Source organism: Pseudoxanthomonas suwonensis 11-1, from assembly GCF_000185965.1.
Lineage (GTDB): Bacteria > Pseudomonadota > Gammaproteobacteria > Xanthomonadales > Xanthomonadaceae > Pseudoxanthomonas > Pseudoxanthomonas suwonensis_A.
The window spans coordinates 1,247,376-1,269,501 of the sequence record NC_014924.1; the positions used below are offsets into that span (position 1 = coordinate 1,247,376).

The following is a 22,126-nucleotide window of genomic DNA, read 5'->3' on the forward strand; positions in this document are numbered from 1 at the left end:
GGCAGGCACCTGCCCGCCGCGCCGCTTTCATCGGCCGCCGCTATGGTAGTGGCGGCCCTTCGCGCCCGAGCCGGGGCGCATACGTATTCACCACGAACGCCTTCAGAGCGGCACGAAACGCACGGCCTGGCCGCCGCCGCGGCCGAGGCGCAGCTCGAGCACGTCGCCGGCACCGACCTCGCGGGTCTCGTGCACGAACGCCGCCGCATTGCGCTCCCAGTCGGCGCCATCGCCGTCGCGGTAGATCTCCGCGCGGTAGCGGCGGCCGGCATCGAGGAAGGACAGTGGCGCCTGCAGCACGCGCGGGGTGTCGTCGCCGACCGCGCCGAGGAACCACTCCTCGCCGCCGCGCGCCTTGCGCGCCAGCACCGCGTACTCGCCGACCGAACCGTCGACCATGCGGCTTTCCTCCCAGTCCACCGCCACGTCGCGGATGAACTTCAGCGCCTGCGGCTGCTTCGCGTAATGCTCGGGCAGGTCGGCGACCATCTGCACCGGGCTGTACAGGACCACGTACAGCGCCAGCTGCTTGGCCAGGGTGCTGCGCAGCTTCTGGCCGTTGCGGCCGACCAGGCTGACGATGCCGGGGGTGAAGTCCATCGGCCCGGCGAGCATGCGGGTGAACACCAGGGTGGCCTCGTGCTCCGGCGGGTTCGGCGGATCGGCCCATGCGGCGAACTCCATGCCACGCGCGCCCTCGCGCGAGACCCAGTTCGGGTACGTGCGGCGCAGGCCGGTGTCCTTGACCGGCTCGTGCGCATTGACCGCGATCTTCCTCTCCGCCGCGGCCTGGACCACGCGCAGGTGGTGGTTGCTCATCCACTGGCTCTCGTGCCACTCGCGCACCACCGGGCCACCGGCCTGGTCCTGGCGCTGGATGTCGCCGGCGTCGCAGACGTAGCCGGTCTTGACCACGTCCACGCCGTTGCGCGCGTACAGGTCGAAGGCCGCCTCCAGCTGCCGCTCGTAATGGCTGACCGCGCAGGCGGTCTCGTGGTGGCCGATCAGGTGCACGCCCTTGCCGGCGGCGTACTTCGCCAGCTTCGGCAGGTCGAAGTCCGGGGTGGAGCGGGTGAAGTCGAAGCCCCAGCCGTTGGCGAACCAGTTGCCGTCCCAGCCGGGGTTCCAGCCCTCCACCAGCACGCCACGGAAGCCGTTCTTCGCGGCGAAGTCGATGTAGCGGCGGGTATTGGCGGTGGTCGCGCCGTGCTTCGGCCCGGTGCCCCAGGTCTCGGTCTCCAGGTGCAGCGACCACCACACGCCCACGTACTTGGCCGGTTTGAACCAGCTGACGTCGCCGATGGCGTTGGGCTCGTTGAGGTTGAGGATCAGGCTCGATTCGACCAGGTCGCCGGCGCGCTCGCCGATCTGGATCGTGCGCCACGGGGTGGCGAACGGGGTGGTGCGGTTCACCGCGCCGCCCTCGCTGGACGGGGTCAGCGCCGCGCGCAGCACGTTGGCGTCGCCGCGGGCCAGGTTCATGCCGGCGTAGTCGACCAGCGCCGCCTCGTGGATGGAGACATGCAGGCCGTTGCCGGTGCGCAGGGTCAGCGGCGTCTGCGCGGTGCCGATCTCGCGCAGCGGGGTGCGCGAATACAGGTATTCCTCGCGGTTCCACTCGAACGCCGGGATCCACCAGGCGGTGGTGTCGTCCGCATCGGCCAGGGCGAACTCGGTCAGCTCCTGGCGGATGCGCACCTGGCGCGGGGCCGGCTCGGCCGGGAACTCGTAGCGGAAGCCGACGCCGTCGTCGTAGACGCGGAACACCACGTCGATCCGGCGCGGGGCCTCGCCCGGGGTGGCCGGGCGCTCGGCGAAGCGCGCGCGCAGCTCGTTGTAGTGGTTGCGGGTCAGCCGGCGCTCGCCCCAGGGCTGTTCCCAGGTCTCGTCGAAGCTGCTGCTGGAATGGTCGACCAGCTCCAGGTTGCGCTCGAGGCGGCCGTCGCCGAGCAGGAAGCCCAGGCGCGAGGAGGCGATCACCGGCTGGCCGTTGCGCTCGACCCGGTAGGCGAGGCGGTCCTCGTGCTGGGCCTCGATGGTCACCGCCAGCACCTGGCCGGGGGATTCGATCCGGGCCAGGTCGCGTGCCTGCGCGGGCAGGGCGGCGGCGGCAAGGAGCAGCAGGGCGAGCAGGGTGCCGGTGCGGCGTGGGGGGCGTCGTGCGGACATGGGGATTACTCCAGGACGTAGACGAGGACGGTGCGCGGCGGCACGGTGAAGCGGCCGCGGGCGGGTTCATGGCGTGCTTCGCGCACGCGTGGATCGGCGGCGTGCGGGCCGCGCTGCAGCGGATGCAGGCGCCAGCGCTGGCCGCGCAGCTGCGGCAGTTCCAGCTGCTGTGCCTGCGGCGAGGCGTTGAGCAGGTAGAGGATCCCGTCGAAGCCGGCACCCGGATGGCCGCGGCCGTCGAGCAGGCCGGCGATCACCAGCGGGTTCTGGCCGGGGCCGCTGTTGGGGAAGCTGAGCCGGCGCGAGACCTCTTCCGTGGTGCGCAGGCGGAACAGGCTGGAACTGGCGCGGATCGCGAGCAGCTCGCGCATGGCGTCGCGGGCGAAGGCGATGTCTTCCGGCGCCGGGCGCAGCGCCGGATCGGCCAGCCGCGGCGCGATCCAGGGCCAGTCGCCCTCGTTGCCGCTGGCAGGTGGCAGGCCGGTGCCGAAGAAGTTGTCCTGGCAGGTCCAGTCCAGCCGGTTGAACCAGTCGCCGGAGTCGTAGCTGTTGCGGTCCATGGACTTGGAGCGCAGCAGGTCGATGCCGGCGTGGTAATAGGCCACGCCCTGGCTCAGCGCGGTAGTAGCCATGCCCAGCACCTGCACCCGCGCGCGGTCGTGGGCCGACGTACCGGCGGGCAGGCGGTAGGCGTTGAGGTCGTACAGGGTCTCGTTGTCGTGGTTCTCGACGTAGTTGACGACTTCGCCCGGCGCATGGGCGTAGCCGGCCGGCTGGCCGTTGTAGTCCACGGCGTGCAGCGGACGCGCACCATCGACCGTGTCCAGCACGTAGTCGCGCAGGGTCCCGGCCAGGCCGGCGCGGACCAGGTCGGCCGCGCGCAGCAGGGCGGCGCGGGCCTCGGCCGGGTCGTCACCCGCGGTCAGTTCGTTGGGCGCATAGCCCAGGCCGTTGAGCCAGCCCTGGCGGGCGACCTTGTCGCGGCCGCTGTCGCCGGGGCCACCGCCGCGCAGCGCATCGCGCCCACGGTCGCTGAAGGTGCCGATGCCGCTGCCGCCCAGCGACAGCTGCGAGGCCTGGACGAAGCGGGCGCCGTCGGCCACCTCGCCGAAGTTCCAGCCTTCGCCGATCAGCGGCACGTGGCGACCGGCGGCGGCGTCGACCCGCTGCTGCAGGGCTTCCATCGCCGCGCGCGGCTGGTGGCCCATCAGGTCGAAGCGGAACGAGTCGATGCGGTAATGCCGCACCCACAGCTCGGCCGAATCGATCATCAGCCGCGCCATCATCGCGTGCTCGGTGGCGGTGTTGCTGCAGCAGGTGCTGGTCTCGACCGTGCCGGCCGCGTCGAGCCGGTGGTAATAGCCGGGGACGATGCGGTCCAGCACCGAGCCGCGGTCCTGGCCGGCGGCGAAGGTGTGGTTGTAGACCACGTCCATGCCCACGCGCAGGCCCAGGCCGTGCAGGGCCATGACCATGGCCCGGAACTCGCGGATGCGTGCGGCGCCATCGGACGGATCGGTGGCGTAGCTGCCTTCCGGCGCGTTGAAGTGGAACGGGTCGTAGCCCCAGTTGAAGCAGTCGCGTGTGGCCACGGCCATCACCGCGGCCTGCTGCAGCGGGCTGGCGGCCGGCGCATCCGGCACCTGCGGCGTGGTGCACCCGGCTTCGGGCACGGAGGCGAAGTCGTACACCGGCAGCAGGTGGACGTCGCTCAGGCCGGCACGCGCGAGGCCCCGCAGGTGGGCGATGCCGTCGCTATCGCCGGCGGTGAATGCCAGGTAGCGGCCGCGCAGTGGTTCGGGAACGGTGGCGTCGCCGATGGAGAAGTCGCGCACGTGCAGCTCGTACACCGCCATGTCCACCTGCGCCTCCAGCGCCGGCGGGCGCGGCGCCTGGTCCCAGCCATCCGGCTTGAGGGCCGCATCGTCCAGGTCGGCGACGTAGCTGCGGCGGGAGTCGGTGCCCAGGCTGACCGAATAGGGATCGGTGACCCGGTTGCGCACCAGGCCGGTGCCCGGCACGTGCACGTCCACCAGCCAAGTGTAATAGCTGCCGCGCAGGTCTTCCGGCAGGTGCGCGGTCCATATGCCGGTGTCGGCATCGCGCTCGGCCGGCACGCGGCGGATCGCCGCGCCCTGGTCGTCGGCATGCAGGCACAGCGATGCCTCGCGTGCGGTCGGCGCCCATACGGAGAAGCGGGTGCCATCCGGCGAGGGCTGCGCGCCGGGCATCGGCGCATCGACCGCGGAGGCATACAGGTCATCGAGTGCGCCAGGCAGCTGGGTCCTGGTCGCCTCCAGCACGCGGCCGCTCGCATCCTCGCGCACCAGCAGCAGGGCCTGGCGGTGCAGGGCACGCAGGCCGGCGTCGTCCAGGCCGGTGGCGAGGGTGGCGCCGGCCGTGACATGGCGGAAGCGCTGCATGACCTCGTCGGCCGGTTGCGCTGAAGGGGTCAGCCCGATCGCCCGCGCAGCGCCGCGTATGCGCTGGCCGGGCTTCGCCACGGGCAGGGTGTCACCGGCGTAGAGGCGGTAACGGCCATCGACCGGTGCCCCGGGCCAGCGCAGGGTATGGCGGTCCAGCCAGATCGCGCGCGCTTCGGGGTGGGTGCCGGCATCGGCGGCCAGGACCACGGCATCGCCCCCATCGCATGCGGCGGTCGACGGCACGGCCGCCTGCGACGGCAGGGCGGCAAGCAGCAGGACGCAGCCGCCGGCCGCGCCAAACACATGGAACATGGCGCGCATGGTGCGCCGTTGCAGGCTATGTCGCATCGTCCCTCCCAGAACGCTCCGCGGCTGCGGCAGCGGGCCGCGACGCGAGGGGCCGAACTATTCCACGGGTGCACTGCAGCATGGGCGGGCATGCCGATGAATACGTATGCATGTGCTGTGCGTCGCGCGCTGGCGCCGCCTACCATGCCGGCAGCACCGCCGGCCGGCGGCTCGAGACATGACGATTCCCGGAGGGGGGAACGCTTGATGGATCGCAAACCACGCCTGTCGTTCTGGCAGATCTGGAACATGTGCTTCGGCTTCCTGGGCATCCAGTTCGGATTCGCCCTGCAGAACGCCAACGTCAGCCGCATCTTCCAGACCCTTGGCGCGGACATGGAACAGGTGCCCGGGCTGTGGATCGCCGCGCCGCTGACCGGCCTGCTGGTGCAGCCGGTGGTGGGCTACCTGTCCGACCGCACCTGGTCCCCGCTGGGCCGCCGTCGCCCGTACTTCCTCGCCGGCGCGGTGCTGGCGACGATCGCCCTGTTCTTCATGCCGCACTCGCCGACGCTGTGGATCGCGGCCGGCATGCTGTGGATCCTGGACGCGTCGATCAACATCTCGATGGAGCCGTTCCGCGCCTTCGTCGGCGACCAGCTGCCGCAGGAGCAGCGCGCCAGCGGCTACGCGATGCAGAGCTTCTTCATCGGCGCCGGCGCGATCATCGCCAGCCTGCTGCCGTGGCTGCTGGCCAAGGCCGGCGTGGCCAATACCGCCGGCCCGGGCGAAGTGCCCGATACCGTGCGCTACGCCTTCTACGTCGGCGGCGTGGTGCTGCTGGGCGCGATCGGCTGGACCGTGCTGCGCACCCGCGAATACGCCCCGGCCGAGCTGGCCCGCTTCGAGCAGGCTGAGCCGCCGGTGGAGCAGGCCGCCATCGCGGTGCCGGCGGCCGGTCCGCTGCCGGCGCTGGCCTGGCTGGTGGCCGGCCTGGCCCTGGCCGCGCTGATCGCCGCCAGCGGCTGGGACCGCATGCTCTACGTGCTGGCCGGCATGCTCGCCGCCTACGGCCTGCTCCTGCTGCTGGCGCGGGTGCTGCCTCCCGGCGGCATGCTGCCGTCCATCGCCGGCGACCTGCGCGCGATGCCGCGCACCATGCGCCGCCTGGCCGTGGTCCAGTTCTTCTCCTGGTTCGCCCTGTTCGCGATGTGGATCTACACCACCGCGGCGGTGGCTGGTACCCACTACGGCAGCAACGATCCGACCTCCGCCGCCTACAACGACGGCGCCAACTGGGTGGGCGTGCTGTTTGCCGCCTACAACGGCTTCGCCGCGCTGGCGGCGGTGGTGATCCCGTGGCTGGCCGGGCGCCTCGGCCTGCGCGGCACCCACGTATTCAACCTGTGCCTGGGCGCGCTGGGCCTGCTGTCCTTCCTGTGGGTGCGCGATCCGCAGTGGCTGCTGCTGTCGATGGTCGGCGTGGGCTTCGCCTGGGCCTCGATCCTCTCGCTTCCCTACGCAATGCTGTCGGACTCGCTGCCGGCGGCCAAGATGGGTGTGTACATGGGCATCTTCAATTTCTTCATCGTGATCCCGCAGCTGGTCGCGGCCAGCCTGCTCGGTTTCCTGCTGCGCGCGCTGTTCGGTGGCCAGCCGCTGTGGGCCCTGGCCCTGGGCGGCGCCAGCCTGCTGGTGGCGGCGGCCTGCGTGTTCGCCGTGCCGCGTCCGGCGGAGGCCCGCGCATGAGCCGCGTGCTGCGCAAGTCCCTGCTCGGTGCCGCTCTGGCGCTGGCCGCCGCGCCGGCCTTCGCCCAGTCCATCTATGGCACCCGCGAGCCGTTCGCCAGCGAGGCGGTGTACTTCGTCCTGACCGACCGCTTCGTCAACGGCGACCCGGCCAACGACCACCGCGACCAGGGTGGCGAACACCACACCTTCGACCGCCCGCTGGAGCCCTGCGACGGCGTGGTCGGCAATGTCGGCTACCTCGGCGGCGACTTCCGCGGCCTGCTCGACAACGCCGGCTACATCGCCGACATGGGTTTCACCGCGGTGTGGATCACGCCGATCGTGGACAACCCGGACCAGGCCTTCACCGGCGGCGACCCGATCACCTGCGACGGCTTCCTGACCGACCAGGGCAAGACCGGCTTCCACGGCTACTGGGGCGTGAACTTCTACCGCCTGGACGAGCACCTGCCCAGCGCCGACCTGGACTTCGCCGGCCTGACCGCCGGCCTGCGCGGCCATGGCCTGAAGACCGTGCTGGACATCGTCGCCAACCACGGCTCGCCGGCCTGGACCATGCCGGTGGCGCAGCCGCAGTTCGGCCAGATCTTCGATGCGGAAGGCCGCCTGGTGGCCGACCACCAGAACCTGGAGCCGGAGCAGCTCGATCCGGCCGGCAACCCGCTGCACGCGTTCTACAACGCCAGGCGCGACCTGGCCCAGCTGTCCGACCTGGCCGCCGACAACCCGGCGGTCATGGACTACCTGGTCGGCGCCTACCTGAAGTGGATCGGGCAGGGGGTGGACGCGCTGCGCATCGATACCATCCGCCACCAGCCGCTGCCGTTCTGGAAGGCCTTCACCGACCGCATCCGCGCCGAGTACCCGGGCATGTTCATGTTCGGCGAGTCGTTCGACTACGAGGCGGCGGGCATCGCCGAATTCACCAAACCGGAGAACGGCGGCGTCAGCGTGCTCGACTTCCCGATGAAGAAGGCCATGGACGAGGTGTTCTCGCGCCAGGCTATCGGCGGCTTCGAGCGGCTGGCGCAGGCGCTGTACCTGGAGGATGGCCCGTACGCCAACCCGTACGACCTGGCCACCTTCTACGACAACCACGACATGCCGCGCATGGATGCCAGCGACGAGGGCTTCATCGACGCGCACAACTGGCTGTTCACCGCGCGCGGCATCCCGGTCGTCTACTACGGCTCGGAGATCGCGTTCATGGCCGGGCAGGGCGAGCACGGCGGCAACCGCGCCTACTTCGGCAGCGAGCGGATCGAGTCCGCGCCCGCGCATCCGGTGTACCAGCAGCTGCGGCGCATCGCCAACCTGCGCAAGGCCTCCCCGGCCCTGCAGCGCGGCGTGCAGCTGAACGTGGAGATGGAGGGCGACAGCGCGGTGTTCTACCGCGTCTACGAGGATGCCGGCCAGGCGCAGACCGCGCTGGTCCTGCTCAACAAGGGCGACCGGGCGCGCACCACCACGGTCAGCCGCATGCTCCAGCGCGGGCAGTGGCGCGACGGCTTCAGCGGCGAGACGGTCAGGGTCGGGGGCAAACTCAAGGTCGAGGTGCCGGCGCACGGCGTGCGCGTGTTCCTGTTCGACGGTCCGGTGACCCGCACCGACCTGCGCGCGGCCGCGCTGCGCGCAACCCCGGCGCAGTAAGCAGCCTGGCAAGGGCGGGCGTGCCGGCCGGCGGCCCGCGACGCCGGCTCAGCCCGGCCGCTGGCTGGATTCGCGGAGCACCAGCCGCACCGGCAGGCGCTGGCTTTCCACCGGCTCGCGCTGGACCAGGCGGATCAGGCTGTCGACCAGCACCTCGCCGGCCTGCTTGGTGTCCTGCTGCACGGTCGACAGTGGCGGCTGGGCGAAGCTGGCCATGGCGATGTCGTCGAAACCGGCCACGGCCACGTCCGCCGGCACGGCCAGGCCGTGCTCGCGCAGGGCCTTCATCGCGCCGAGGGCGATCAGGTCGCTGGCGCCGAACACTGCGTCGAAGACCTGGCCGGCGTCCAGCAGGGCGCGGGCGGCCTCGTAGCCGGACTGCTCGGTGGTGATGGCGTCGGCCTGCAGTTCGGGCAGGGGCTCGAGCCCGGCTTCCTGCAGCGCGGCCTGGTAACCGCGCCAGCGCTCGCGGAACTCCGGGTAATGCTCGGAGGCGTTGCCGAGGAAGGCGATCCGGCGGCAGCCGCGCTCCAGCAGGTGGGCGGTGATGTCGTGCCCGCCCTGGAAGTTGTCGCAGCCGATCGAGATCCCCGGCTCGCCCGGCAGGGCGGCGCCCCAGCGCACGAAGTGGGTGCCCTGTTCGACCAGCTGCTGCATCCGCGACTCCGACTCCAGGTAGTCGCCGTAGCCCAGCAGGATGATGCCGTCGGCCTTGTGGCTGTCGGCGAAGTCCGCGTGCCAGTTGGTCGACAGCTGCTGGAAGGAGACCAGCAGGTCGTAGCCACGCCGCGCGCAGGCCCGGGTGATCGAGCCGAGCATGGAGTGGAAGAAGGGGTTGATCAGCGAGTCGTCCGGGGTCGGATCCTCGAAGAACAGCAGGGCCAGGGTGCCGGACTGCTGGGCGCGCAGGTTGGACGCGTTCTTGTCGACCTTGTAGTTGAGCTCGCGGGCGATGGCGAGGATCCGGCGCCGGGTCTCCGGGCTGACCGACGGGCTGCCGCGCAGGGCACGGGAGACCGTGGGCTGGGAAACCCCGGCCAGGTGGGCGATGTCGAGCGAAGTGGCCTTTCCCCGGATGGTCATGCTGCCGGCTCCTCCGAGCCAGGGACTGCAATACAGCGAGCCGCCATGATGCCATGGCCCCCCGTACTGCGTCCGCCGGCCCGGCTGCGATAGAATCGGGGCCTCGCCGCCGGCACGGTGCCGGCGAGCCCAGGAGCAAGGTGGCCCGCGCAAGGCGCCGGCCGAGCGTGCGACATGAGCACTACCACCGCCCACCGCTGACGCCCGCCCAGGCTGCCAACCCGCAGGCGCCTGGTGGCGCTTTTTTGTTGGCCGCGATGCGGCCAACGGGATTCGGGATTCGAGATTGGGGATTGCCGCGCCGTCCCACTCGACCCGATCCCGCACTCGAATCCCGAATCCCCAATCCCGAATCCCGGCCCCCAAATGATCACCATCACGCTTCCCGACGGCAGCCAGCGACAGTTCGAAGGTCCCGTCACCGTGCTCCAGGTCGCCCAGTCCATCGGCGCCGGCCTGGCCAAGGCCACCGTTGCCGGCCAGGTCGACGGCAGGCTGGTCGATGCCTGCGACGTCATCGACCACGACGCCACCCTGCGCATCATCACTCCCAAGGACGAGGAGGGCGTGGAGATCATCCGCCACTCCTGCGCCCACCTGGTCGGCCACGCGGTCAAGCAGCTGTACCCGGAAGTGAAGATGGTCATCGGCCCGGTGATCGCGGAGGGCTTCTACTACGACATCTATTCCGAGCGCCCCTTCACCCCCGATGACATGGCCGCGATCGAGCAGCGCATGCGCGAGCTGATCGCCCAGGACTACGACGTCGTCAAGAAGATGACCCCGCGCGAGGAGGTCATCAATGTCTTCAAGGCGCGCGGCGAGGACTACAAGCTGCGCCTGATCGAGGACATGGGCCCGGAAGTGACCGCGATGGGCCTGTACTACCACCAGGAATACGTGGACATGTGCCGTGGCCCGCACGTGCCCAACACCCGCTTCCTGAAGGCCTTCAAGCTGACCCGCATCTCCGGCGCCTACTGGCGCGGCGACGCGAAGAACGAGCAGCTGCAGCGTATCTACGGCACCGCCTGGGCCGACGAGAAGCAGCTCAAGGCCTACATCCAGCGCATCGAGGAAGCCGAGAAGCGCGACCACCGCCGCATCGGCAAGCAGCAGGACCTGTTCCACCTGCAGGAAGAGGCCCCGGGCCTGGTGTTCTGGCACCCCAAGGGCTGGAGCGTGTGGCAGGTGGTGGAGCAGTACATGCGCCGCGTCTACCGCGAGACCGGCTACGGCGAGGTGCGCTGCCCGCAGATCCTGGACGTGAGCCTGTGGAAGAAGTCCGGCCACTGGGACAACTACCAGGACAACATGTTCTTCACCGAGTCCGAGAAGCGGACGTACGCGGTGAAGCCGATGAACTGCCCGGGCCACGTGCAGATCTTCAACCAGGGCCTGCACAGCTACCGCGACCTGCCGATCCGCTACGGCGAGTTCGGCTCCTGCCACCGCAACGAGCCCTCCGGCGCGCTGCACGGCATCCTGCGCGTGCGCGGCTTCACCCAGGACGACGGCCACGTGTTCTGCACCGAGCAGCAGATCGAGTCCGAGGTGCGCGCGTTCCACGCCCAGGCGCTGAAGGTCTATACCGACTTCGGCTTCGAGGACATCCAGATCAAGATCGCGCTGCGCCCGGACAACCGCCTCGGCGACGACGCCACCTGGGACAAGGCCGAGGACGCGCTGCGTTCGGCCCTGCGCGCCTCCGGCGTGGAGTGGCAGGAGCTGCCGGGCGAGGGCGCGTTCTACGGCCCGAAGATCGAATACCACCTCAAGGACGCCATCGGCCGCACCTGGCAGCTGGGCACCATGCAGGTGGACTTCATGATGCCCGGCCGCCTCGGCGCCGAGTACGTGGACGAGAACAGCCAGCGCAGGCACCCGGTCATGCTGCACCGCGCGATCGTCGGCTCCATGGAGCGCTTCATCGGCATCCTGATCGAGCACCACGCCGGCCAGTTCCCGGCCTGGCTGGCCCCGGTCCAGGCCGTGGTGATGAACATCACCGACGTCCAGGCTGAATACGTGAACGAAGTCCGGAAAGTCCTTGCAAATCAAGGCTTCCGCGTCGAGGCCGATTTGCGGAACGAGAAGATCGGCTTTAAGATCCGCGAGCACACGCTGCAGCGCGTGCCATACCTGCTGGTGGTCGGAGACCGCGAGAAGGAGAATGGCGCGGTGGCGGTGCGTACGCGTTCCGGCGAAGATTTGGGCACAATGTCGGTGTCCGACTTCGCCGATACCTTGCGTTCGCAGCAGTCGGCGTAAAACAGACAACCCGTGGCGGCCCCTGCCGCCACGGCCCAGACAACCCCCGGAGACTGGAATATCAGCACCCCCGAGAAACAAAACCGGAAGAACCAGGAGATCCGAGTCCCGCGCGTGCGCGTGATCGGATCCGATGGCGAGATGATCGGCGTCCTGTCGCGCGACGAGGCCCTGCGCCTTGCCGAAGAGGAAGGCCTTGACCTGGTCGAGATCCAGCCGAACGCGGATCCGCCGGTCTGCAAGGTCATGGACTTCGGCAAGTTCAAGTTCGAAATGCAGAAGAAGGCCAACGAGGCCAAGAAGAAGTCCCGCCAGGTCGAGATCAAGGAAGTGAAGTTCCGCCCGGTGACCGACGAGGGCGACTACCAGATCAAGCTGCGCAACATGCGCCGCTTCCTGGAGGAAGGCGACAAGGTCAAGGTGAACATCCGCTTCCGTGGCCGCGAGATGAGCCACCAGGAGCTGGGCCGGCAGATGGCCGCCCGGATCGAGGGTGACCTCGGCGAGGACATCGTGATCGAATCGCGCCCGCGCCTTGAAGGCCGGCAGATGGTCATGATGATCGCGCCGAAGAAGAAGTAAGCCGCCCCAGGGTGGCGAGGGGCCGGCCGCAAGGTCGCGGTCCCAGGCGAAGGGCGCCCCCGCGGCGCCCTTCGTCGCATCCGGCGTCCGCCAGGGCGGGCGCCCGTCGGCGGGGTGGTTCCCCGCGCGCGGCCACCCGCTGGGATGTAACCCCGCTGATTTGCAAAGGAAAGCCGGGCGGCGCATAATGCGCGGCTCCGGTTCGCCGGAGGGCTGGCAACAGCATCAGGACCCGCCGTGTTTCCCCTTGGGGATCAGCGGCTTATAGACCGGTATGGGCATGGATGGAAAGCGTGGGGTAACCCACCGCCCGTATCAGTGACAGTTCCCATCAAGGACATTCGCAATGCCCAAGATCAAGACCAACCGGGCGGCGGCCAAGCGTTTCCGCAAGACCGCCTCCGGCAAGTACAAGGCTGGCCACGCCAACCGTAGCCACATCCTCACCAAGAAAGCGACCAAGCGGAAGCGCAACCTCCGGCAGACGAACCACGTCCGTGCCGAGGACGCAGGCCGTCTGGACCGCATGCTCCCGTATCTCTGAGGAATTAGGAAATGGCACGAGTCAAGCGTGGCGTTCAGGCGCGCCGCCGTCACAAGAAGATCCTCGACCAGGCGAAGGGCTATTACAACGCCCGCCGCAAGGTCTATCGCGTCGCCAAGCAGGCGGTCATCAAGGCGGGCCAGTACGCCTACATCGGCCGCAAGCAGAAGAAGCGCAACTTCCGTTCGCTGTGGATCACCCGCATCAACGCGGCTGCCCGCGCCAACGGCATCAGCTACAGCCGCTTCATCAACGGCCTGCTGAAGGCCGGTATCACCCTGGACCGCAAGGTGCTGGCTGATATCGCCGTGCACGATGCCGCCGGCTTTACCGCGCTGGCAGAGAAGGCCAAGAGCGCTCTGGCGGCATAAGTTGCGAGTCACGCCGGGTCCTCGCGGACCTGGCGCGGACCACCGCATGCATGCATGGGGAAGGGCGCAAGTCCTTCCCCATTTTGTTTTCCGAGGGACCGTTTCCCATGAGCGATATCCAAACCCTGTCGGCGCGCGCGCTGGCCGACATCGCCGCGGCACAGACTCCCGAGGCGGTCGAGGCATTGCGCGTGGGCCTGCTGGGCAAGCAGGGCAGCATCACCTCCCAGCTCAAGCAGCTCGGCGCGCTGGCGCCGGAACAGCGCAAGGCCGCCGGCGAGGCGATCAACCGCGCCCGCGACGAGGTGTCGGCGGCGCTGGCCGCGCGCAAGGCGCTGCTGGAGGAGGCCGTGCTCGACGCGCGCCTGGCCGGCGAGGCGGTGGACGTCACCCTGCCGGGGCGCCTGGCCCAGCGCGGCGGGATCCACCCGATCTCGCGCACCCTGGAGCGGATCGCCAGCATCTTCGGCAACCTCGGCTACGAGCTGGCCGATGGCCCGGAGATCGAGGACGACTGGCACAACTTCGAGGCGCTGAACTTCCCGCCGCACCATCCGGCGCGCGCCATGCACGACACCTTCTACTTCGGCGACGGCCGCCTGCTGCGCACCCACACCTCGGGCGTGCAGGTGCGCTACATGGGCGACCACCGGCCGCCGCTGCGCATGATCGCCGCCGGCAAGGTCTACCGTTCGGACTCCGACCAGACCCATTCGCCGATGTTCCACCAGGTCGAGGGCCTGCTGGTCGACGAGACCTCGACCTTCGCCGACCTCAAGGGCACGCTCTCCGAGTTCGTGCGCGCGTTCTTCGAGCGCGACTTCCAGATGCGCTTCCGCCCCAGCTACTTCCCGTTCGTGGAGCCGGGCGCCGAGGTCGACATCGCCTGGCAGCAGCCGGACGGCAGCGTGCGCTGGCTGGAGGTCCTGGGTTGCGGCATGGTCCACCCGAACGTGCTGCGCAACTGCGGCATCGATCCGGAGCGCTACACCGGCTTCGCCTTCGGCCTGGGCGTGGAGCGCTTCGCGATGCTGCGCTACGGCGTCAACGACCTGCGCGCCTTCTTCGAGAACGATGTGCGGTTCCTCAGGCAGTTTGCCTGAGGGCGGGGATTGGGGATTCGGGATTGGGGATTCGTTCCCGGCCCGGACCCCAGACCCGGCATCGATGCGCAAGACGAATCCCGAATCCCGAATCCCGAATCCCGAATCCCGAATCACGGCTCCCAATGAAATTTTCCGAGAACTGGCTGCGCAGCCACGTGTCGACCCTGGCCAACCGCGACGGGCTCGCGGCCACGCTGACGGCCATCGGCCTGGAAGTCGAGGAAGTCACCGCCCTGGGCGATGGCCTGGCCGGCGTGGTGGTCGGCCGCATCGTGGAAGCCGTCCGCCACCCGGAGGCCGACCGCCTGCAGGTGTGCAAGGTCGACATCGGCAACGGCGAGCCGCTGCAGATCGTGTGCGGCGCGCCCAACGCGCGCGTCGGCCTGGCCGCGCCGCTGGCGACGGTCGGTTCCAACGTCGGCGGCATGTCGATCAGGGCCGCGAAGCTGCGCGGCGTGGAGTCGTTCGGCATGCTCTGCTCGGCGAAGGAGCTGGGCCTGGACAGCGATGCCTCCGGCCTGCTGGAACTGCCGGCCGATGCGCCGGTCGGCCAGCCGCTGGCCGGGTACCTGGGCCTGCCGGACGCCAGCATCGAGATCAAGCTGACCCCCAACCGCGCCGACTGCTTCAGCGTGCGCGGCATTGCCTACGACGTAGCCGCCGCGCTGGGCAGCGAGGTGGCGCCGATGGACAACGCGCCGGTGCCGGCCGCGACCGATGCGACCGTCGAGGTCGCGCTGGAAGCCGGCGAGCGCGTGCCGCGCTTCGTTGGCCGCGTGATCGAGGGCGTCGACCCGGCAGCCGCGACGCCGGTGTGGATGGCCGAGCGCCTGCGCCGTTCCGGCGTGCGTCCGATCAGCCTGCTGGTCGACGTCACCCAGTACGTGATGCTGGAGCTGGGCCAGCCGATGCACGCCTTCGACCTGGACAAGCTGGAGGCGCCGGTCGTCGTGCGCCCGGCGCGCCAGGGCGAGGTGCTGAAGCTGCTGGACGGACGCGACGCCACCCTGGATGGCGAGTTCCTGGTCGTGTCCGACAGCCGCGGCGGCCGTGGCGCGCGCGCCGTGGCCGTGGGCGGCATCATGGGCGGCGAGGACACCAAGGTCGGCGACAGCACCACCCGCGTGTTCCTCGAGGCCGCGCACTGGGTCCCCTCGGCCATCATCGGCCGCAGCCGCCGCCTGGGCCTGCACACCGATGCCGGGCACCGTTTCGAGCGCGGCGTGGATCCGGAGCTGCCGCGCGAGGCGGTCGAGTACGCCACCCGGCTGATCCTGGATATCGCCGGCGGGCGTCCCGGCCCGGTCACCGAGTCCACCGTGGCCGGCGCGCTGGCCGCGCCGCAGCCGATCGCGCTGCGGCGCGCACGCATCGCCCGCGTGCTCGGTACCGAGATCGCCGATGCCGAGGTCGAGCGCATCCTGCGCGCGCTGGGCATGGACGTTGCCGCCACCGCCGAGGGCTGGCAGGTGACTGCCCCGAGCCGACGCTTCGACATCGCGATCGAGGAAGACCTGATCGAGGAGCTGGCGCGCATCCACGGCTACGACCGCATCCCGGCCACCATCCCCGCCGGTCCGGCGCGGGTGGCCGCGGCCAGCGAGACCGTGCTGCCGGAGGCGGACCTGCGCCGCCACCTGGTCAGCCGCGACTACCTGGAAGCGGTGTGCTTCGCCTTCGTCGACCAGAGGCTGCTTGAAGCCTGGGGCTGCACCGAAGGCACCGTGCCGCTGGCCAACCCGCTCAGCGCCGAGCTGGCGGTGATGCGTCCACGCCTGCTGCCAGGCCTGGTCGACGCGCTGGCGCGCAATGCCGCGCGCCAGGCCGGCCGCGTGCGCCTGTTCGAGCTGGGCCGGGTGTTCGCCGCAGACGGCGAGCGCCAGCCCGGCGCCCCGGCCCCGCGCGAGACCCGGCGCATCGCCGCGGTCGCCTGCGGCCAGTCCATCGCCGAGCAGTGGGGCCAGAAGGCGCGTCCGCTGGATTTCCACGACCTCAAGGGCGACCTCGAGTCGCTGGCCGCCCAGTCCGGCGCGCAGCTGGCGTTCCGCCCCTCGGCCGCGCCGTTCGGCCATCCGGGTCGCAGCGCCGACGTGTACCGCACCGACCTGGAAGGCGGCGAGGTGCTGCTGGGCTGGATCGGCCAGCTGCATCCGCGCCTGGCCAGGGCGCTGGAACTGGACGTGGACGCCTACGGCTTCGAGCTGGACCTGGAACCGTTGCAGCAGCGTGCGCTGCCGCGTGCCCAGGCCCTGTCGCGTTTCCCGGCCGTGCGCCGCGACCTGGCCTTCGTGGTCGCCGAGCAGGTGGCCTGGGCCGACCTGGCCGCCAGTGTCCGTGCCGCGGCCGGCGAGGTCCTGCGCGAGCTGCAGCTGTTCGACCGCTACCAGGGTCCGGGCGTTGAATCCGGGTTCAAGAGTCTGGCTATGGGCTTGATTTTGCAGGACAACACGCGCACTCTGACCGATCAAGACGCCGATGCCGTGGTGTCCCGCGTGGTGGCCGCCCTCGATAGCAGCCACGGTGCGAAGATCCGCGGCTGATACGGGGAAAAGGAATGGCACTGACCAAGGCGGAGATGGCCGAGCGTCTTTTTGACGAAGTCGGCCTGAACAAGCGCGAGGCGAAGGAGTTCGTCGACGCGTTCTTCGACGTGTTGCGCGAGGCGCTGCAGGACGGGCGGCAGGTCAAGCTGTCCGGCTTCGGCAACTTCGACCTGCGCCGCAAGAACCAGCGGCCGGGGCGCAACCCGAAGACCGGCGAGGAGATCCCGATCTCCGCGCGCACCGTGGTCACCTTCCGCCCGGGCCAGAAGCTCAAGGAGCGCGTGGAAGCCTACGCGGGAGTGGCGCCGAATGCTTGATCCGGGCAGCAACCGCGAACTTCCGCCGATCCCCGCCAAGCGCTACTTCACCATCGGCGAGGTCAGCGAACTGTGCGACGTGAAGCCGCACGTGCTGCGCTACTGGGAGACCGAGTTCCCCAGCCTCAGCCCGGTCAAGCGCCGCGGCAACCGCCGCTACTACCAGCGCCACGACGTGCTGATGGTCCGGCAGATCCGCAGCCTGCTGTACGAACACGGCTACACCATCGGTGGCGCGCGCCTGCGCCTGGAAGGCGAGGGCGCCAAGCAGGAGTCTGCACTGAGCAGCCAGATCGTGCGCCAGGTGCGCATGGAGCTGGAGGAAGTGCTGCAGCTGCTGCGCCGCTGATCCCGGGCTCGCGGTCGTGCCGGGCAACCGGTATAATCGCCAGCCCGCCAAGGCGGGACGTTTTTCCCGGGGTATAGCGCAGCCTGGTAGCGCACTTGTCTGGGGGACAAGTGGTCGTCGGTTCGAATCCGGCTACCCCGACCAAATTGAAAGGGGCGTGGAAGGGAGCAATAGGGTTTAGGTGCCTGAAACCCTATTGCAACCTTGTCGCAACCTTATCCAGCCGGGCGATCCGCTTTCGAGCGATCGCCTTGGCCATCTCTACGAGCACGTCCTCGCCCCACTGGCTCATCGCGTAGTTGGCGGCGCAGCAGACGATCCGGCAGTTCTCCCTCGTGTAGCCCAGGGCCGAGTCGATACGGTCGATGCTGGGCGCCCAGGGCCGGCGCATCTTCCTCCCCGGGGGGAGGGTGCCCCGGTCCACCGAGAGGGCTATCCCGGTCACTGCGCACCGGCCACCGCTAGACTTCACCATCTGCTCGACGTCCTCTATCTGCAGCTCGAATGGCAGGCCGCGCGCTGCGGCGTTCTTCTTCGCGGCCAGGTACAGAGGACGGATCCAGCCTGCCTCGGGCCGTGCCGGCCGCAGCCCAGTGCGCAGGGCCTGCGCTGGTGGCGGGGTGTACGCCCAGGAATGGCGGATCTGCTCCTGCTCGGATAGCCTCCGCTGCATGGGTAGGAGGTCCGGCATCCGCACCGCCACGATCCTCAGCAACTCGGGGTCTGCCTTGCCCCACGGGTAGCTCATGAAGCTCTGCCGGTAGATGTACTTTCCGCCACGAGGGGCTACTGGCCCGAAGGCCTCGTTGAGCAGCTCCGCGAGACGCAACGCAACCTCCTCGGCGAGGGTGCTCAGGTAGATCGTGCTGCCGTTGTCGGGCCGCTTGTAGCGCAGGGCGCCAGTGCGCGGATCGCGGGTGACCCTGCGCGGCAGGTCTAGGTTTTTGGTTCTGCGGCGTCCCATATGTCACCTCCTGAGCGATAGCCCAGTCTCGACCTCGCTCCACGGCACCTCGTGCCCCTCCAGGTAGACGCTGGTCATCGCCTCGCTGGCGTGGCCCATGAGCGCCTGCACCTGCTGCAGGGACCAGCCCTGTTCGCGCAGCAGCGCGCCGCCCAGGCTGCGGATCTCGTGGAAGGTGGGCGGGCTCTCGCCGCCGATGCCGGCCGCGTCGCGCGCCTCGGCGAAGGCCCGGGTGATCTGCTCGGGCATGACCTGCGTGTGGTGCACCCGACCGGCCGCGCCCTTGCCGCGCGGCTTGGCCTTCTCCGGCAGCCGGTGGACCAGGTAGGGCGACACCACCGCGTCCCGGCACCGGGCCACCAGCGCGGCCAGGTCGGCCCCCATCTTGATCCGCAGGCGCACAGCCGTGCTGCCCTCGGTTTTCTGCGGCACCACCCAGAGCGCGTCGTCGTGCACGTCGGCGAACCGCAGCGTGGCCACGTCCTCGCGCCGCAGCAGCGTCAGCAGAGACAGGTCCATGGCGTTGCGCAGCCAGCCCGGGGCCTGGGCGTGGATGGCCCGGTAGGTGTCCAGCGTCAGCCGGGCGCGCTGGCGCGTGTGCGAGAACTTGCGGGTCAGCTCGGCCGGGTTGGAGTCGATCCAGCCCTCCTGCACCGCGCACGCCAGGATCCAGCCCAGCACCAGCCGGTAGGTCTGCCGGCCGCGCGCGGATTCGGTGACGCCGCGGATGTACTCGGCGCAATCCTTGACGGTCAGCCCCTCCAGCTCCCGGCCGCCGATGTCGGCCTCTATGCGCTTGAGGAACACCCCGTACCAGGCCGCGGTCTTGGCGCCCCAGCCGCGGTGCGGCAGGTCGTCGGCGCGGAACACCGCCAGCGCGTCGGCCACGGTCCTGCCGGTCCCCACCACGCGCGCGACAAGGTCGTCGCTCGGCGTCAGCAGGGCGTTGAGCTTCCGGGCCGCGGCGAAGGCCTTGGCCTTGTCGGTGCCCATCCACGTCTCGGCCTTCGTCACCGGGTGGCGGTACTTGAAGCCGCCGCGGCCGGACGTGTAGAGGTTTGCCGGCCAGCCAGCGCGGGCCTTCGATCGCTGCCTCGGCACCATGTCAGCCGGTCCTCTCCAGCACGCGGCGCACCAGCTCGTCGCCATCGGCCAGCCATTCGGATTCGTCCACGTACCACGTGCCTCCGACCTTTTTCCCGGCCAGCTTGCCGGTGCGCAGCCAGCGGCGCACGGTCACCTCGTCCGGGGCGCTGCCTTCTTCGAAGTGGCGCTCCCGCCACTTTGGGATCGTGATCAGTCGCATCCGTCCCGGTCCTCCAGCAAGTGCTTCGTGTCGATCTTCCACCCGGCCTCACGCGCGCCCTGCAGCCGCAGCTCGGCCGCGTCGAACTCGTCCAGCTGGAGGAACTCGATTGCGGCTTCGATGTGCTGGGGCGAGAACGGACGCTGCGACCAGAAGTAGTCGTAGACGTTGCCCTTGCTGCACTTCCACGCCGGGGCCAGGTCCTGCATCCGACGGCCTTCCTCTCGCAGGTGGCGGCGCAGAATGCCGCGCACGCTGTTCACGGCTCGGGGCACCCGGATGGGGCGGCCGCCGACTGCGCGGCCGCGGGCTGCTGGGGCGCGGCGAGCGCTGCCAGCTCCGCGTCGATGGCGTCGATCTGCTGCTGCACGCGGCCGTCCTGGTAGGCCCCATTTCCGAAGCTGTTGTTCAGGACGTTGCGGCGCTCCAGCAGGCGCGCGCGGCGGCCATCGGTGCCCACCGCCTCCCCGCTCGGCGCTGCGGGCCACGGCTTCTTCCCTTCGCGGGCTTCTTCATAGAAGTCCTGTGCGAAGAACGCACGCTCTGCATTGGCTGCGGCTGCGGCTGCGGGCTGCTGGGCGAGGGCGGCAACCATGTCCTTAGCCCATGCGTGCAGTACGTCGGCATTCATGGTCGGTCGGTACTCACGCAGGAGCGCCCGCACCGGGTCTGTGTTGTTGGTCATCGTGTCAGCGCCTCCAGGCGCTCGGCTTGTTCGGTGTAGTAGCGATACCGGCGGGTATCGTTCGGGAACTGCTGCAGCGATGCCTCTGCCGCCGCGCGCCACTGCTGTGCCTGCTTCTGCGGCGAGTCGCGGTAGAGGTCGCGCTGGGTGGTGTCGGATCGCATGGCGACCTCAGAATGGGATGTCGTCGTCCGCGAAACCGTCATCGCTGACCGGGTCCTGTCGGGTCGCCGGAGCCGAGCGCTGCGCCTGACGCTGCGGAGCGCTGCGCTGCTGGCCACCACGCTCCCGGTCCGGCCTCCACTGGTCCACGGCCACGTACCACTTGCCGCTGCTGCCGCTGACCTTGACCTCGGCGTTGATCCAGTCGCCGCCCTGCTGCTGCAGCCAGGCGATCAGCTCCTCGCGCTTGATCGACAGCTTGGCCTTGACGTACTCGGGCGCGTTCTCGTGGGGCGCCTTGGCCATCAGGCCGTCGATGAATTGGGTGTCGCTCATGTCTGCTCCGGTTGAATAGGTCCCGGTTACGGCTCCGGGGTCGCCTTTACGACCGATTGGCGCGGCTCACCGAGGGGAGCGGCTCGCCGCTGGGTGCGCCCCGTGGGGAGGCGGGGCGCGGGGCCGGCGCAGGGGAGGCGCCGGGTTCGGGGGGTCACTTCGCGGCCAGGTCCAGCGCGTCGCGGCGGAGTTCGTAGGCCTTCGTCAACTCGGGCTGCGCGTCCTGTGGCAGCATCCGCCCCAGGTCATACGCGGCGTCCAGCGCGTCCACGTCCTGCGCGGACTGGATGCCGGCGAGCACTTCGGCGAGGGTCGGGGCTTGCGGATCGGTCGGCTGCTCGGGCTGAGGCTTGGTCGCGCGCGCCTTCACCTTTTCGCGCAGACTCGCCGCAGCCGGAGCAGACTCGGCCGCCGCCTCGTCGACCTCGAACCAGTCGGCCGGCACGCTCATGCCGTCGCGCAGGCTCGCCCAGATCTTCTTGAGCTGGACCACCTGCGCCGGGCGCGTGGCCTCCAGCCGGCACTGATTGCGCTTCTCGATCTGCTGCTGCGTCACGCCGAACTGGTCGAATGCGGCCACCAGCTTCTTGAGGCCCTCGGCGGAGGTGTCGGCGCTGGCCTTCATGGTCTGCTCGCACTGCTTGACTGCGGCCTCGATCACATCGCCCGGGATCACGCCCAGGATGCAGGCACGCAGCCGGCGGGCGCCCTGATTGGCCACCAGCTCGTACACGTCGCGCGGATCCTCCAGCCGCTTCGCGCCCTGTCGGGTGTGCCGGACGTGTGGCACCTGGAACACCTTCACCTGACGGGTGTTCGTCTCGATGTCCCACGCAAAGGCTTCGACGGACGACTCGCCGTTGCGCTGCTCCAGCTCGCGGATGCCGAACTGCACGTTGCCCCAGCACTGGGCCGCGACCTCGGCCAAGCGGATGCTCGGGCCGGTCACGTCGCTGCCGCCGCGGCTGTAGCTGTAGAGCGCGCCCTCGGCGAGGGTGGGGCGGGTGCAGGCCTGCAGGATGCGGTCCATGGCCTCGATGGGGTCGCGCGGGAACTTCTTGGCGATGACCATGGCCGCCTGCACCTCGGCGATCTCGCGCTGCTGGCCGGCGTCGGCCATGGCGTTGTTGCTGGCGCGGGTAGCGATCGACGCGCTTCCGAACGGGTTGGCGCCGGCGGCGACGGGGGTGGTGTTCTGCTGGTGGTGGGCGATGGCGTTCATG

21 protein-coding genes and 1 tRNA gene are annotated in these 22,126 nt (G+C 69.9%); 11 read left to right on the forward strand and 11 right to left on the reverse strand.

From position 1 onward, the window contains the following. Positions 1-102: 102 nt before the first annotated feature. Positions 103-2,175 carry a glycoside hydrolase family 97 protein gene (locus PSESU_RS05560; protein WP_041763889.1) on the reverse strand — a complete coding sequence of 691 codons (2,073 nt, stop codon included), beginning with the start codon at positions 2,173-2,175 and terminating at the stop codon, positions 103-105. Beyond that, positions 2,175-4,943: an alpha-1,6-glucosidase domain-containing protein gene (locus PSESU_RS05565; protein WP_013534791.1), complete on the reverse strand. Its 2,769-nt coding sequence runs from the start codon at positions 4,941-4,943 to the stop codon at positions 2,175-2,177. Before PSESU_RS05565 ends, PSESU_RS05560 begins: the two co-directional genes overlap by 1 nt. Positions 4,944-5,150: 207 nt before the next feature. On the opposite strand from PSESU_RS05565, the gene PSESU_RS05570 reads away from it, so the two are divergent. After that, positions 5,151-6,632: an MFS transporter gene (locus PSESU_RS05570; protein WP_013534792.1), complete on the forward strand. Its 1,482-nt coding sequence runs from the start codon at positions 5,151-5,153 to the stop codon at positions 6,630-6,632. Next, positions 6,629-8,284, forward strand: a complete 1,656-nt coding sequence (locus PSESU_RS05575; protein ID WP_013534793.1) for an alpha-amylase family glycosyl hydrolase — start codon at positions 6,629-6,631, stop codon at positions 8,282-8,284. The genes PSESU_RS05570 and PSESU_RS05575 overlap by 4 nt, the downstream gene beginning before the upstream one ends. A gap of 48 nt (positions 8,285-8,332) precedes the next feature. Here the strand turns inward: PSESU_RS05575 and PSESU_RS05580 are convergent, their stop codons facing one another. Then, positions 8,333-9,367 carry a LacI family DNA-binding transcriptional regulator gene (locus PSESU_RS05580; protein WP_013534794.1) on the reverse strand — a complete coding sequence of 345 codons (1,035 nt, stop codon included), beginning with the start codon at positions 9,365-9,367 and terminating at the stop codon, positions 8,333-8,335. Between the two features lie 366 nt (positions 9,368-9,733). Between PSESU_RS05580 and thrS the strand changes: the two genes are divergently transcribed. From thrS to PSESU_RS05625, 9 genes are all read left to right on the forward strand, one after another. Further along, positions 9,734-11,638, forward strand: coding sequence for a threonine--tRNA ligase (thrS, locus tag PSESU_RS05585; protein ID WP_013534795.1), 1,905 nt, complete (start codon positions 9,734-9,736; stop codon positions 11,636-11,638). A gap of 60 nt (positions 11,639-11,698) precedes the next feature. Beyond that, positions 11,699-12,220, forward strand: coding sequence for a translation initiation factor IF-3 (gene infC, locus PSESU_RS05590; protein WP_203415191.1), 522 nt, complete (start codon positions 11,699-11,701; stop codon positions 12,218-12,220). Between the two features lie 346 nt (positions 12,221-12,566). Then, a complete protein-coding gene (gene rpmI, locus PSESU_RS05595; RefSeq protein ID WP_010342861.1) occupies positions 12,567-12,764 on the forward strand; it encodes a 50S ribosomal protein L35 in 198 nt (65 codons plus the stop codon). 11 nt (positions 12,765-12,775) lie between these two features. Continuing rightward, positions 12,776-13,135 (forward strand): 50S ribosomal protein L20, encoded by a 360-nt coding sequence (gene rplT / locus PSESU_RS05600; RefSeq protein ID WP_013534797.1) that lies wholly within the window; start codon positions 12,776-12,778, stop codon positions 13,133-13,135. Positions 13,136-13,242: 107 nt separating this feature from the next. Continuing rightward, positions 13,243-14,238: a phenylalanine--tRNA ligase subunit alpha gene (gene pheS / locus PSESU_RS05605; protein ID WP_013534798.1), complete on the forward strand. Its 996-nt coding sequence runs from the start codon at positions 13,243-13,245 to the stop codon at positions 14,236-14,238. Positions 14,239-14,363: 125 nt separating this feature from the next. Further along, a complete protein-coding gene (gene pheT, locus PSESU_RS05610) occupies positions 14,364-16,781 on the forward strand; it encodes a phenylalanine--tRNA ligase subunit beta (RefSeq protein ID WP_013534799.1) in 2,418 nt (805 codons plus the stop codon). Between the two features lie 14 nt (positions 16,782-16,795). Beyond that, complete coding sequence (locus PSESU_RS05615) at positions 16,796-17,101, forward strand: integration host factor subunit alpha (protein WP_013534800.1); 306 nt, start codon at positions 16,796-16,798, stop codon at positions 17,099-17,101. Continuing rightward, positions 17,094-17,450: a MerR family transcriptional regulator gene (locus tag PSESU_RS05620; protein ID WP_013534801.1), complete on the forward strand. Its 357-nt coding sequence runs from the start codon at positions 17,094-17,096 to the stop codon at positions 17,448-17,450. Before PSESU_RS05615 ends, PSESU_RS05620 begins: the two co-directional genes overlap by 8 nt. Positions 17,451-17,517: 67 nt before the next feature. After that, positions 17,518-17,594: transfer RNA gene (locus tag PSESU_RS05625), tRNA-Pro, on the forward strand. Positions 17,595-17,643: 49 nt separating this feature from the next. Here the strand turns inward: PSESU_RS05625 and PSESU_RS15640 are convergent. The 8 genes from PSESU_RS15640 to PSESU_RS05660 all read right to left on the reverse strand — a co-directional run bounded on the left by PSESU_RS15640 (position 17,644) and on the right by PSESU_RS05660 (position 22,125). Beyond that, complete coding sequence (locus tag PSESU_RS15640) at positions 17,644-18,414, reverse strand: hypothetical protein (protein WP_013534802.1); 771 nt, start codon at positions 18,412-18,414, stop codon at positions 17,644-17,646. A 3-nt stretch (positions 18,415-18,417) separates the two neighbouring features. After that, positions 18,418-19,518 carry a tyrosine-type recombinase/integrase gene (locus PSESU_RS05635; protein WP_013534803.1) on the reverse strand — a complete coding sequence of 367 codons (1,101 nt, stop codon included), beginning with the start codon at positions 19,516-19,518 and terminating at the stop codon, positions 18,418-18,420. Between the two features lies 1 nt (position 19,519). Further along, positions 19,520-19,720 (reverse strand): hypothetical protein, encoded by a 201-nt coding sequence (locus PSESU_RS05640; RefSeq protein ID WP_013534804.1) that lies wholly within the window; start codon positions 19,718-19,720, stop codon positions 19,520-19,522. Beyond that, positions 19,711-19,929, reverse strand: a complete 219-nt coding sequence (locus tag PSESU_RS05645) for a hypothetical protein (protein WP_013534805.1) — start codon at positions 19,927-19,929, stop codon at positions 19,711-19,713. The genes PSESU_RS05640 and PSESU_RS05645 overlap by 10 nt, the downstream gene beginning before the upstream one ends. Before the next feature lie 50 nt (positions 19,930-19,979). Next, positions 19,980-20,405: a hypothetical protein gene (locus tag PSESU_RS05650; RefSeq protein WP_013534806.1), complete on the reverse strand. Its 426-nt coding sequence runs from the start codon at positions 20,403-20,405 to the stop codon at positions 19,980-19,982. Then, positions 20,402-20,569 carry a hypothetical protein gene (locus PSESU_RS16400; RefSeq protein ID WP_013534807.1) on the reverse strand — a complete coding sequence of 56 codons (168 nt, stop codon included), beginning with the start codon at positions 20,567-20,569 and terminating at the stop codon, positions 20,402-20,404. The genes PSESU_RS05650 and PSESU_RS16400 overlap by 4 nt, the downstream gene beginning before the upstream one ends. Positions 20,570-20,576: 7 nt before the next feature. Next, positions 20,577-20,903 carry a hypothetical protein gene (locus PSESU_RS05655; protein WP_013534808.1) on the reverse strand — a complete coding sequence of 109 codons (327 nt, stop codon included), beginning with the start codon at positions 20,901-20,903 and terminating at the stop codon, positions 20,577-20,579. A gap of 154 nt (positions 20,904-21,057) precedes the next feature. Continuing rightward, positions 21,058-22,125: a hypothetical protein gene (locus PSESU_RS05660; protein ID WP_013534809.1), complete on the reverse strand. Its 1,068-nt coding sequence runs from the start codon at positions 22,123-22,125 to the stop codon at positions 21,058-21,060. Position 22,126 lies beyond the last annotated feature (1 nt).